Annotated in this window: 9 protein-coding genes; 8 read left to right on the top strand and 1 reads right to left on the bottom strand. The window is 35.6% G+C overall.

Annotation, left to right across the window (positions count from 1 at the left end; genetic code table 11):
* The first annotated feature begins 134 nt into the window (after nucleotides 1-134).
* From G3A47_RS09960 to G3A47_RS09995, 8 genes are all read left to right on the top strand, one after another.
* Nucleotides 135-1,859 carry a helix-turn-helix domain-containing protein gene (locus G3A47_RS09960; protein ID WP_166922016.1) on the top strand — a complete coding sequence of 575 codons (1,725 nt, stop codon included), beginning with the start codon at nucleotides 135-137 and terminating at the stop codon, nucleotides 1,857-1,859.
* 134 nt (nucleotides 1,860-1,993) lie between these two features.
* Nucleotides 1,994-2,149, top strand: coding sequence for a hypothetical protein (locus G3A47_RS09965; protein WP_166922017.1), 156 nt, complete (start codon nucleotides 1,994-1,996; stop codon nucleotides 2,147-2,149).
* Between the two features lie 21 nt (nucleotides 2,150-2,170).
* Complete coding sequence (locus tag G3A47_RS09970) at nucleotides 2,171-3,856, top strand: S8 family serine peptidase (protein WP_166922018.1); 1,686 nt, start codon at nucleotides 2,171-2,173, stop codon at nucleotides 3,854-3,856.
* Entirely contained in the window at nucleotides 3,856-6,060 is a 2,205-nt protein-coding gene (locus tag G3A47_RS09975; RefSeq protein ID WP_166922019.1) for a lantibiotic dehydratase family protein, read from the top strand. The genes G3A47_RS09970 and G3A47_RS09975 overlap by 1 nt, the downstream gene beginning before the upstream one ends.
* Before the next feature lie 2 nt (nucleotides 6,061-6,062).
* Entirely contained in the window at nucleotides 6,063-6,920 is an 858-nt protein-coding gene (locus tag G3A47_RS09980; protein WP_166922020.1) for a thiopeptide-type bacteriocin biosynthesis protein, read from the top strand.
* A 393-nt stretch (nucleotides 6,921-7,313) separates the two neighbouring features.
* Nucleotides 7,314-8,003 (top strand): cytidylyltransferase domain-containing protein, encoded by a 690-nt coding sequence (locus G3A47_RS09985; protein WP_166922021.1) that lies wholly within the window; start codon nucleotides 7,314-7,316, stop codon nucleotides 8,001-8,003.
* Nucleotides 8,004-8,351: 348 nt separating this feature from the next.
* The gene (locus G3A47_RS09990; protein ID WP_208328356.1) at nucleotides 8,352-10,466 is read left to right on the top strand and encodes a hypothetical protein; all 2,115 of its coding nucleotides are present in this window, start codon (nucleotides 8,352-8,354) and stop codon (nucleotides 10,464-10,466) included.
* A 99-nt stretch (nucleotides 10,467-10,565) separates the two neighbouring features.
* Entirely contained in the window at nucleotides 10,566-12,098 is a 1,533-nt protein-coding gene (locus tag G3A47_RS09995; protein WP_166922022.1) for a cytochrome c family protein, read from the top strand.
* 483 nt (nucleotides 12,099-12,581) lie between these two features.
* Here G3A47_RS09995 and xylA read toward each other — a convergent pair whose 3' ends face one another.
* Nucleotides 12,582-13,907 carry a xylose isomerase gene (gene xylA / locus G3A47_RS10000; RefSeq protein WP_166922023.1) on the bottom strand — a complete coding sequence of 442 codons (1,326 nt, stop codon included), beginning with the start codon at nucleotides 13,905-13,907 and terminating at the stop codon, nucleotides 12,582-12,584.
* Nucleotides 13,908-14,198 lie beyond the last annotated feature (291 nt).

Genomic DNA, 14,198 nt, shown 5'->3' on the forward strand with positions numbered 1-14,198 from the left:
TACGAGATTCTTGAATTCCGACAAAAAAACCGCATAAACACCTGAACAACAATAAATTAAATATTTTGCAAAAAATTCATTTTGTAGGTTGAATTTTACGCATATACATTTACTTTTATGAAAAATTACAATGCATGACCCCATCTACATTTAGACAAACTTTCATTTTATTATTCCTTTGTGCTTCTTTAGTAGCACAAACATCAAAAAAGAATCTTACAGAACTTTCTTATTTAGAGTTGAAGGAGCTTTTTATGAATAATGAGCAAAACAAAAAGTTACAACTGGAATGTGCCAAAGCCTATTTAAATAAGGCTAATAAAGACGGAGTTTCTATCGAAAAAGCACGTGGCTTGTATTTACTTGGATTACTAAAACAGGGAAATGAAGCAATCAAACTTTTTGACAGCGTAATCTATTATTCAAAAGACTTAAATGATACTAAGTTTCCTGCTTTTGCTTATCATAAAAAAGCCTATCAGCTAAAGAATCAATTTAAATATAAAGAGGCCATAGATAATTTTCTAATTGCGGAACGAATTGCCAAAAGCAACAATCCCGATTTTTATTATAAAGTAAAATTTGCGATTGCCCTCTTAAGATCTGAAGAACTAGGCGAAGTAAACGAGGCACTTGTGCTCTATAAAGAGTGTTACAACTATTACAAAAAGAAGGATATTAGCGAACCACAAAATTATTATGCTTATCAGAATGTGGTGTTTGCGCTGGCAGATGCTTATAAAGCACTCAATCAAACAGATTCAACTACTTATTACAACAAAATAGGTTACAAAGAATCAAAATTACCCAAATATTCGGAGTATAATGCTCTTTTCATATTAAACGAGGGAGCAAATATGACGATAAAGAAAAATTACAGCGCAGCTTTGGATAGTATAAATAAGGCATTACCCAAACTTATTTTCCATAAAAACACCGACAATGTTCTCGCTGCCTACTACTATTTAGGCCAGACTCATGATGGTTTAAACAATAAAGAAAAAGCCGTTAAAAACTTTATAAAGGTAGACTCCATCTACACGATTACTAAATCTATTGCACCTGAATTTAAAAGTGGTTATCCCTATTTAATTGAGTATTACAAAAACAAAGGAGATAAAGCAAATCAACTAAAATACCTGACCCGATATATGCATATTGACAGTGTTTTGCAAGCTAATTACAAAGAACTGACCAAGAAACTGCGTATTGAATACGATACTCCCAACCTGATTTTAGAAAAAGAATCTTTAATCCGGGCACTTGAAAAAGATAATATACTATCTCATTGGGGCATAAGTGCTCTATTCCTGTTGGTTATTCTGGCAATCGCATTTGGATATTATCAATACCAATCGAAAAAGAAACAGCGAGCCCGATTTGAAAAAATAATGCAAAAAGAGGCTGATACTGTTAACCCGACAGAAATCAAAACAAAGAAGCAAGAAAAAATAAATCGCGAAAAAACAACCGACATTGGAATAAATGAAGAGTTAGTGGCACAGATTTTAGAAAAACTGGAGAAATTTGAACTGGAGAAACGTTATTTAGAATCCAGTATCACTCTTCAGTCTTTATCTGATGCATTTGACACCAACAACCGATATGTATCTAAAATTGTAAATCTTTATAAAGAAAAAACCTTTATACAATACATCAATGATCTAAGAATTGAACACGCCATAGCTCTTTTAAAAGAAGACAAAAAATTAAGAAAATACACCATTCAGGCGCTTGCTCTTGAGTTTGGATTCAATAATGCTGAATCGTTTTCTATTGCTTTTTATAAGAAAACAGGCATAAAACCAACTTACTTTATTAAACAAATAGAAGAATCTACAAAACCTAAAACAGTTTAAAAATCAACCCATTAACCCTTTTAAAATATCGGGATTCATGAATTCCGATAAATCAAAACTATAATTTGGTTGTTTTTCCCAAACTACAAATATATTTGCGATTCAAACAAACAAATCAACAAATTATACAAAACATGAAAAACGCAAAAAAAACTAAAAAGGAAAACAAAAAATTTGATTTAGACAAAATGGAAGTTGTCAAATTAAAAAACCTACATCTGATTGTTGGCGGAAATAAGGATGATATTACAGTAACTAAAACAATTGACTCCGACTCCCAAACTTTTTAAAAAATCCCATTCTAACCGTTTATGAAATCAATTATTAGTTCTTTATTCTTTCTTTTCTTTTTTGTTATTAGCTGTAAACCAATAAAAGATACCAATCTTTCTAAATCGCAAAACACAGAGGTTTCGAAAGCCTGGTATCAAAAAGATTACTCCGAAAATAATATTCCGGGGATCTCATTAGATAAATGGTACAATCAAAATAAGAAAAAATCTAAAAAAGATATAATTGTTGCCATAATAGATACGCAGGCCGATATAAATCACGAGGATTTACAAGGGCAACTTTGGATAAACCCAAAGGAAATCCCGAATAATGCTATAGATGATGATAAAAACGGCTATATTGATGATATAAACGGTTGGAATTTTACTGCAAACAAAAACGACGATTATGTAGTTTGGGGTAATTTTTCATTTGTTAGAGTAATTAGAGAATGGGGAAAATTATTTGACGGTAAAAAAGAAGATCAAATTTCGCCTCAGGAAATGCCAAAATTTAAAGAGTATCAAAGGGCATTAAAAGTTTTTGAGAAAGAAAACTCAAATTATAACAATTGGTTAAAATCATGCAAATACAGTGTGGCTTTATTTCCGGTCTCAAAAGACAGTCTGAAACATTATTTTCCAAAAGAAAATTATACACATGCACAACTGGATAGTCTTTACAAAATAAAAAAAATAAACGATAAAACTTTCAGACAACGAAGAGAAGACGACGATCGTGACATAGGAGCCTTAATTGGTTTCATGAAATTTCGCTTTGAAAACAACGAAAACACCTTAGAGAAATTACTCGAAACAGAAAGAGAAATAGATTCTATCGTAAATCGAAATTTAAATAAAAACTTCAACGACAGAAAAGTAATTGGTGATAATCCTTCTATTTTAGAAAAAGGATATGGCAGTGCTTCTGTCAGCATCTCTAAAAACGGATTTAAAAACCTAAAAGGGCATTGTACCAAAGTATTTGGTATTATTGCCGCCAACAGAAAAAACAACCTTGGAATAAAAGGGTTTTCTGACAACATAAAAATCATGAGTCTTCCTATCTCTTACTCCGGAGATGAAAACGATAAAGATATTGCAATGGCGATCTATTATGCTGTTGACAATGGTGCTAAAGTAATTAATATGTCTTTTGGGAAAGGTTTTTCTCTAAATCAGCAATGGGTTTCGGATGCCTTTAAATATGCAGAAAAACATAATGTTTTGCTGGTTCACGCTGCCGGAAATGAAAAATCCGATGCCGATAAAATTCCTAACTATCCGAGCGACAATCATTTTGATGGCAACGCTGAGGTTTGTACTAATTTTATCAATGTTGGTTCAACATCCAATAGATTCGACCACACATTTGTATCTAATTTCTCGAACTACGGAAAACAAAATGTAGATTTATTTGCTCCCGGAGAAGATATTTATACCACAGGAAAAGACAATAAATATGAATCTGATTCAGGAACTTCACTAGCCGCTCCAATGGTATCGGGAACCGCTGCGCTTATTTGGTCGTATTACCCAAAACTTACTGCAGTAGAGATCAAACACATTATAATAAACTCCGGAACGTCTTATAATTTTGAAGTAATTGTACCGGGTACTAAAGATAAAAAAGTTCCCTTTTCAGAATTGTCTCAATCCGGTAAAGTCCTAAATGTTTATAGCGCTATGGAGCTTGCTGAAAAAGTAAGCAAACAGAAAAAATAATGCCCGATTTTAAAATCAACTGCTTTCCGCAATACGTACTTAGAACACCTATATTTCCGTTAACTGCCTATTTTGGATTAATTCAAAACTATTCTTCCGAAAAAGCAGTGGAATTCTATAGGGATGTCTTTGTGAAAGAAGCTATCCGTTTAGCTTCGCCTGAATTGTGCAAACAATTAGACAAGTGGGCATCAGGAGTGGCTACATTATCTGAAGAAAAAGCAGCAGTATTAGAACTTAGTTTTTTAAAATATATCGCCAGAATGTCTTCCCGCTGTACTCCTTTTGGGCTATTTGCAGGATGTTCCGTTGGAATTCTGAATACTGCCGATACCAATATCACAATAAAATCTATTGCCGAGCATACCCGTTTTACGCAATTTGATATGCAATATTGGATCGCCATGCTTCAGGATATGGCCAAAAGAAAGAAGGTCGCTTCTTATCTCCGCTATTTTCCTAATTCTTCTATTTACAAAATAGGCGATTTTTTTCGATTTATTGAATATAAATATGTCGGCACAAAGCGGGAACATACGATTTCGGCGTTGCGAAAATCTGATTTGTTGAAAGAAATTCTATTTCAAACAAAATCAGGAAGCACAATTGACGAAATGGTTCTTTTTTTAGCCGATGACGAATCTGAAAAAGAAGATGCTGAGGTATTTATTTCTCAATTAATTTCTTTTCAATTTTTAGTGAGCGAATTAGATGCGGTCGTAACAGGTAATGACGAATGGAAACGACTATTTTCTATCCTTAACACCATTCCTAATTTTGGTACAGAAATCAAATTGCTTGAGGATCTAAGGACAAAACTTTATGATCTCGACACTTCTTTAATCCCTAAAAAGGAAGCTTACGAAAAAATCAAACTGGCTATTGACTGCATTGGAACTGATTACGAAGAGAAATATCTTTTTCAAACCGATTTGAATATAGCAACGCTAAACAATACTTTAAATAAAAACAGTTCCAGAAAAGTACTCAAAGCTATTCAATTTCTAAACGGCATTCAGCTTCGAAAAGAACCGGAAAATCTTGAAAATTTTAAGAAAGCTTTTACTCAGCGATATGAGTCCAAAGAAATGCCTTTAACCACTGTACTGGATCCCGAAATTGGAATTGGTTATCTGCAAAATCAGGAACTGAATGACACCCATGAAATACTGGAAAAATTCTCATTCCGAACTAAACAGTCCAAAGAAAAAAAACAAATTTGGACGGCTGTAGATTTTATTCTGCAAAAAAAACTACACAACTGTCTTCTTAAGCATGAAAAAAATATTGTCCTAACCGAAAATGACTTTCCGGATTTTGATGACAATTTAAAAAATGCTCCGGTTACATTTTCGGTAATGATTGAGCTTTTTAACGATGACCAAATTGCTTTAACATCGACCGGAAATATCAGTGCTGCGAAACTACTGGGTCGTTTTTGTAACGGAAATAACGGTATTCATAATTTAACGACTGAAATCATTGAAAAAGAGACCGAATATCACAAGGATAAAATCCTCGCAGAAGTGGTACACATTCCCGAATCAAGAACAGGAAATATTCTAAAAAGACCTACTCTTCGAAAACATGAAATCAGTTATTTGTGTACGCCCGGTGTGACACGAGAAGATAACTTAGATTTAGAAGACTTGTATCTATCGGTTTCTGCCAATAAAATTATTCTGCGCTCTAAAAAACAAAACAAAGAAATACTGCCGCGTTTATCAAATGCACATAATTTTTCAAAGAATGCACTACCCGTTTATCATTTTTTAGGTGATCTTGAACGACAGCACACCAAACCGATTCATGCTTTTAGCTGGGGCGTTTTAGAATCAAATTATGATTTTTTTCCAAGAGTAACCTACGCCAAAATAATACTCTCGAAAGCCAAATGGAGGGTCAAAAAAGAAGAAATATTGTTTTTTTATAAGTTGGATCAAAATCTTTTAACCGAAGCATTTTTTAATTGGAGATCAGGCAGAAACATCCCCCGATATACCAATTGGATTAATTCTGATAATACGCTTTTGTTTGATTTCGAATCTCCAATTTGCATTTCTTTATTTTTAAATGCTGTTAAACAAAAAGAAGATTTTTTCCTCGAAGAATTTCTATTTACCGAAGAATCAGTTGTAAAAAATACTACCGGAGATTTCTTTTCCAATCAGATTATACTCTCCTATTTTAAAGAAAAAATGTAAAAATGCAAAGAGATTTTTGTTTAGGCAGCGAATGGCTGTACTATAAAATTTATATCGGAGTAAAAATTTCCGATTCTATTTTACTGGAAAAACTAGAACCTGTTATAGCCGATTTGATACATAAAAAAAGCATTACAAAATGGTTTTTTATTCGTTTTAGAGATCCGGAAGAGCACCTTCGTATTCGTTTTTTAATAGAAGACACAGCTCATTTAACAACCGTAATACAGGCCTTCTATCCTATTTTTAACGAATTGATAAGCCAAAATATAATTTGGAAACTACAAACCGATACCTACAAAAGAGAAATAGAAAGATACGGTGAGACGACTATCATTGCTTCAGAAAATCTTTTTTACAGAGATAGTGAATTGATGCTGCAATACATCCGAATTAAGCCCCGGTTTGTGCAACAGGATGATCCTTTGTTCTTCAGTTTTTATGCCATTGATTCGTTCTTAAATTCGTTTCAATTATCAAATCAAGAAAAACTATCTCTGCTGAATGATTTGCAACATTCTTTTAAACTCGAATTTGAAACAGACAAAGAACAAAAAAAAGAACTGTCCAGAAATTATCAGTTATTATTTCCTCAAATGCAAGAGATTTTATCAGGTAAATCTACTCGCAACTTTGACGCAATCTTGAAAATTGTCAATTCGAAAACAAAAAAATGCAACAAAACAGTATTAGAAATTAAAACTAAAATTGAAATTCCGTTGCATCAATTTCTGTCGGCTCACATACATATGATGATTAACCGACAATACAATTCTAAACAAAGAATGTATGAAGTATTAATTTATGATCATTTGTTCAGATATTACAAAAAACAAAGTTTTCATAATGTTGTTTCATGAGTCTGTTTCTAAATAGAAAATCAGCTTTCTTCGACTTTGGTTAGGGGTCCTTCGGCTTCGCTCAGGATGACATCGGGTATTGATTTGCCCTTCGGCTTCGCTCAGGGTGACATCACGTCTTAATTTGGAATTTGAGTTTTTGGAATTTGGAATTTTGTTTTTTTGGAATTTGTAAAATGGATAGCTCAATAAAAAACTTTGCGCCTTTGCGTCTACGAGAAATACTTTCAGACTAACAATGAGCATGGTTTTTACCAATTAAATGGTTAAGAAGGGAATAAAGGGTTAACGGGTCATCCCGCTCAAAACAAGTATTTCTACTTAAAAACAGTACGTAGTATCTTTCTATATTGGTCTGGTTAAATGTTAACCCTTTAATTCCCTATAACAAAAATGAGCAACTTCTATCTTACAGCCCTTTTACCCATACAAAAAGAATATTCTGTTCATACTTTACCTGATAGAAATTTCCTCCCTTTTAATGGAAAGCCCATGTACAAATACATCATTGAAAAACTGCTGGCATTCCCACAATTTGAAAGTATCGTCATTAATACCGACTCTGATGAGGTAAAAGAATATTGCAAATGGAACGGTAGGCTAAGAATAATCGATCGACCGGAATCATTAACAGGTGATGATGTAAAATCCGACGACATAACAGCTCATACTCTGGAGAAAATTTCAGGTGAATATTTTATTGAATTTCAAAGCTTTAATCCTTTAGTTACAAACTACACCATCGACAATTTTATTAAACAATATATGGACTATATCGTGCCCGGAGAATACTTTGATTCTATTTGTAGCATTCAGCGTCATGAATTACGAAATTTTGATATTAACACAAGGGAACTGAATGATGAATTCCAATTTGTGGTATTTGAAAATGGAATTCTTCACGGATTTACCCGTTCTGCTTTCCTTAAACAAGGAAAGCGTAAGATTGGAAAAACAGCCATGCTCTCTGAAATAAAAGAAGTTGAAAATACCCTTTTAGATTCCAATACCAATTATGAATTAGCCAAGTTGGTCTATGCCAATCGAGACAAGTTTCCTGCTGTTTTTCATAGTGGCGTTTAAAACTGTATGTATTCAAACCTATAAAACCCATTTTGCAAATTGTAAAATGGGTTTTTCTTTTACTAAAAAACCATCCGCAAAGTAGCCTTACTTACTGACTACCAAATATTTATACTTAAAACAGGTACTTTTACGCTAATTTCCTACAGCTATTGTTTCTAATTTTACCTGTCCAAATTCTATTCTATACGCTGACTTCGATTTATCCCCTTCCACTTTACGATACTACCGTTACAACTACGACACGATCCAAATTTCGAACTAAAAAGTGGAATCCTGAACCCACTTAAAAAAAAGGGGCGAATACTGAAAAGCCAAACGAGTAAGATCAACCAAAAAACTATTATTATGGAAACAAAAGACACAAACGAACAAGATGACGTTGCTGTAATCAACAATTCAGCCGTTAATTTTCAATTCAGAACACCGGCCGGAATCCTGGATTTTCAAGGTGACAATGCAAAACAAACCGCAATGAACACTCTATGGAGTTCCAATTTGGATGGTTTTACACAACAAGGCATGTTAAACAATGCCTGGAATACCACAAATACCCCAAGTACAACCAATTACTACAACCCTATACAGCAAAATCCGCAAAGCAGAGTATATCCGGTTTTATGGTCTGCTTTCCCGGGAAGACTTGCTTTTAATTTTCCGAATGCTTCGCAAGATCAATTAAATATAATGGCAGATACAGGCGTTATGCCGGCATTAATCAAAAACAATCCATGTGGTACCCCAACGGGAACTATTCCTTATTTTCCATATGGGCCAAGAGGCTGGCAGGATGAATATTGTGAATGGGCCGTAACAAGAGACGAAACTCACCCAGATAAGGTGATTACCCGTATTGACTTTACCTGTGAAAATCCGGAATACTGGAACAGTCTGTGGCTTATTGATCCTAATAAAGTCCTTTCTCTTTATCAATCAACACTAAACAAACCACAAATTACTCTTACTGATTTAAGCTTAAGAGGAGCTGTAAACCCTATTACAGGCGGTCCGGTTTACAATCCGTTAAATAAATGGAACACCGGTACAGTGTCTAATCCTACCACCGGAGGTGCGATGCATTTAACCAGTACGCCAAATACACTACAAACCGAAATTGGGCTGGCTACCTCGGCAACCGTGCAACGTAACAATCCGGCTACCGGTAATACCATTTGGCCCTCAAGATCATACAATGATTTATTGTGTTTTGCACAATACGGACAAAGAAACCGCAATAGCGATCCTACCATTGGCGGTACTGTAAATAATTTAGTAAATGGTGTACTCACTAATAATATCCCGAAAGTGGCAACGCTTGCAGACCCTCCGGGACTGTATATTCAAATGCCTGATTTTAGGAATTATAAGACACCCGACGGAACAGATGCCTCTACATTTTGGAGAATTGTACGTGGTTCTAAAACACTAAAAGATCAATATGGCAATACGATGCCCGGCAATTTTATACTTCACGCTGTGTTTGAAATTCCTGAAGGCACAAAAGATTATACAATTAATGATATCGAAATAAACGGTGTGCCAATCACGCAGGGATCGCAAATAGCCAGTACTTTTCAAATGCAGATTGTTGCGAGTGCTTTTGACAGCCCTACTCAGCCTAGAGGTTATGACGCTGTAGGTACACCGGATCCTGCCAATACTTTTGCCCAGCCGCTACAACTTTTCCATCAGGATTATTTTTATGCTATGTATGATGTAAAAGTTCCTAATCCTGTCAATAATCCTATTCCGCTATTAAGCAACAGTACTTTTATTCCGCCAACCGTTTTTAATACGGCAAACAGATTACAGATGGTATTGGTTTGTGACACCTGCACCGCAGTACCGGGGAATCCTTCGACCTTTCCGAGAGTAACATTTGACGACAATAATATTACAGCAGTTGTTAATTCTGTTAGAACCAACATTGAATATGCCGTACCAGGAAATAGCATGCCCAGCAGCTATACGGCCTTGTTTATAACCCTAAACGTAGGGGTGAATGCTGCTGCAGGGCCACATGGTATTTTTGTAACCAATGTTGGCCAAAATCTAAGCAAGGCAATGCCAGCGTCATTTGTCGTGGCTCCCACAAGGATACAAGCCAATGTTAAATGGCAAAATACCGGCGTTACAGTTACTCCGGGAACTCCGGTAAAAATTGCGTACCAAAACGGTCTTTGGTCATCAAATCCCGGAGATAATAACGGACAACCTTACAACGCTTACGGAACGCCACACTTTAGAGCTGTTCAGCCCGGTTATACGATGCCGGGGCAAAATGATGGTGCCTTAATAGGACGTGTAGGTGGTACAGAATTTCTTGTGGGTATGGGAGCTACTGTTCCCGCTAATCTTGAGGGTGAACTGCAACTGTGTATTAATGATGATTTAAATGGTACTTACGGAGCCGGTTTTGTAGACAATATTGGCAGTATAACCGTTAAAATTACTATTGGCTAATTTATTAGCCTAATCTAATATTATGGGGAAGACTACAGGAAAATCAATTCAATTCAAACCTTAGTTTTCCCCTCTATTTTCATCTAACCCCTAGAAACAATGAATGTAAAAACAATACTTTCTAAAAACCTGGTATTGCTGGCAGTGGCCATAATTCCATTGGTAGCTATTAGTACAAAAACAAAATTTGGAAACTCCCGCTCGTCTTACAGTGCGGTTATCCCCACCCAAACCAATACCTGCAATTGTTATGCAACGGACTCCACAAGTTTTAGTCTCCCCATAACATTTAATAATAAAGTACCCGGCGATTTGCTAACCTTTAACCAAACCTTAGCCGACTGTTTTGCCTGGCAGCAATTTATTTCTTTAAACTGGTCCACAAATCCATCCTCGGGTTTCGGTGATCCTAATGACTTTTCGTTTGTAGAATGGGAAAACTATATGCCAAGAGAAGTCATGTTTGCAGATGACGGATCAAGGCCACCGGCTTGGGGAACTTTAGTATCGGATGAATATAGTAAATTGTTTAAAACACAAAAAGTGTTATTTAAAAAAACAGAGACGAAACTGCTCACATTTGACAGTAAAATTGAAAAAAATGGTGAGGCAATAACCTTTAGTCCTAATCAGGCGTTTCCTATTGATAAGCCAAGCTGGCAGGGTGCACAAAACCATACCAATTTGTGGTATGAAATTATGCTGAACAAAGACTACTATGATTTTATTGTAGAAAAAGGATTTTATAACGCCAGAGTACAACATGACAGCGTAAGACGAAACCTGCCCATTAATTTTCCACAAGGAGAATATAATGGAGTTGTTGGGGCCATTGAACTAAAAGCAGCATGGCTGGAAGTTCCTGATCCGCAATCGCCAAAATGGAGAAGATATAAAATATCTAAAGCCGTTGTATTAGACCCCCTTACAAGAAAACTAAGAAATACCGTTGTGGCACTTGTAGGCTTGCATATACTGCACAAAACACAAAATCAGCCTACATGGGTATGGGCCACATTTGAACAGATAGACAATGCACCTGACAGAGATCACTTAAACAGTCCGCCACCCTCTCCTTATGGATACAATTTCTACAACCCTGACTGTAAAGATCGGAAAGTCGTAATTCGGACCCGTACCGGTGATTCTACCGTAGTCGTACCTTGCGATCCCAACAGACCACCTCCTTACTATCTCGAACAGGCAGCTCCGGTACCGATACAAACGGTGCGCATAAACAGTATAGATAAAAAAGATGCTGCTCCTATTAATGAAGTGATGCAAAGAAACATTCGAAAGTTTTATCCTAATTCGGTTTGGCAATACTACAAACTGGTAGATGTTATTTGGTCACAAAGTTTCCAACCGGATCCGACTGTCCCAATCCCGGCACCAAGGAATATCAATATTTCCTCAATGCTTAGCGGTGTCAGTAATGTTGCTAATGCTACAATGGAAACCTACATCCAAACGACAAGGACATGCTATACCTGCCATGTTTTTAGCACCATAGCGCCTTACCCAAGAGACAGTGTAAACAATTCTAAGTTTGGCGATTTTAGTTTTGCCCTCTCTTTTGCTAAGTATCCTGCTGCAAAAAAAGATTATATGAAAAGAATGCGCAAAAAATAACCATTAAACTGCTATTCCCGTCCGCCTTACATTTATAAAGTTATCCGATTGCATAAAGTAGCTCATTGGGTGTAATTATTTTCCAACATCGAGATATAGTCTTTTGAAAACGAAAAAAAGTGTTTCATTTATTTAAAATTTCAATTGTCAGTCTAAGCGAAATCGAAAATCTCGTAGTTTGACTATATGATAAAAATGTATTCCTTTTTGCCCCTTTGTTATTCGCAAAATCTATGTTTCTATGTAGCATTTTTATAAATTACACCCAACGAATTAAATTAAATCTACCAATCTCGACAGCGTAACGGTTTATTGATGTAAAGCGGCAGGATAGCTTTTCACTGCTATAATCTATTTGCTATAAATATGTCGCTTCTCTGAAGCTTGATAAATTATTTTATCTTATTTAATAAAAAACGGAATTACTGCACCACAAAAAGATGTATCCCAATAGCCGTCTATCTTTTCCTGCAAAAATTCAGTTTATATATACCTATTAATAATATTCTCAAAAAGTTCTTGTTTCCCACTTTGCAATTCTATTGGGTCGTTGTCTCTGGCAATATTGTATAAATCTGTAAAATTTAATTTTCCTTCTTCAAATTCTTTTCCCTTTCCATCATCAAAAGAGCTGTAACGTTGCTTTCTTAGACTCTCATAAGGAGAAGAAGTAATAATCTTATCCGCTGTCAGTAAAGCTCTTGCGAAAGTATCTGCACCACCAATATGTGCCAAGAAAATATCTTCCATATCGGTGGAATTTCTTCTTATTTTGGCATCAAAATTTACTCCGCCACCCTGAAGACCACCTGCTTTAAGAAAAACCAACATCGCCTCTGTCACCTCCTGTATATTATTTGGAAACTGAGCCGTATCCCAACCGTTTTGGTAATCGCCTCTGTTGGCATCAATACCTCCCAGCATTCCGGATTGTGCCGCTACTTCAAGTTCGTGTTGAAAAGTATGCTGAGCCATTGTGGCATGATTTACTTCTATATTTACTTTAAAATCTTTCTCCAAACCATATTGACGTAAAAAACCAATCGTAGTAGCACAATCAAAATCATATTGGTGTTTGGATGGTTCCATTGGCTTTGGTTCGAGTAAAAAATTTCCTTTGAATCCTTGTCTTCTTGCATAGTCCCGTGCCTGAATCAGAAATTGTCCCATATGATCTAACTCGCGTTTCATATCGGTGTTCAGTAGTGTCATATAGCCTTCTCTTCCACCCCAAAAGACGTAGTTTTCACCACCTAAAGCAATAGTTGCATCCATTGCTAATTTTACCTGTGCTGCGGCTCTGGCTACTACCTTAAAATCAGGATTGGTAGCTGCTCCATTCATATAACGGGCATTCGAAAAACAATTTGCAGTCCCCCAAAGCACCTTAATTTCCGTACCTGCTTTTTTTTCATTCAAATAAGAAGTCATCGTAGCCAAACGTACTTCAGATTGTCCGAAGTTTTCTCCTTCCTGCACCAGATCGAAGTCGTGAAAACAAAAATAATCAAAACCCATCTTGCTTATAAATTCAAAAGCCGCATCTGCTCTGATTTTTGCAGCTTTAATCGGCTCTCTTGTCTCGTTCCATGCAAAATTTTGAGTGCCTTGTCCAAATAGATCCGATCCGTTACCGCCAAAGCTATGCCAATACGAAACGGCAAACTTAAAATGCTCGCGCATCGTTTTACCAGCAACAATTTGCTCCGGATTATAATATCTGAAAGCCAGCGGATTATCAGAATCCTTTCCTTCATACTTAATCTGACCAATGCCTTTATAATATTCTTTGTCTCCTAAAACTATCATAATTATTTTTTTATACTCTTTTTTTCTTGCGACGTGGTGATCAAAGATATAGTTTAGGCCTTCATATAGGAGATCAAAAATGTTACAAAAATCTGTTTTAGAATAAATTTTGTTGCATTTAATTTTATACCCAAAAAAAAAGAAATGCTCTTCAAAAAAAAAAATCAACTTTTATTTATATCTCCTGTGTTCGTCTAAAGCTTTCTCACGCAGATTTGCTCAGATTATTTTCATCGGAACCAAAAAACAAGAAAACAAAACCTGTAACTCGTTCTTTTTCAATACATGGCA

The sequence above is a fragment of the Flavobacterium poyangense genome (assembly GCF_011751075.1).
Classification (GTDB): domain Bacteria; phylum Bacteroidota; class Bacteroidia; order Flavobacteriales; family Flavobacteriaceae; genus Flavobacterium; species Flavobacterium poyangense.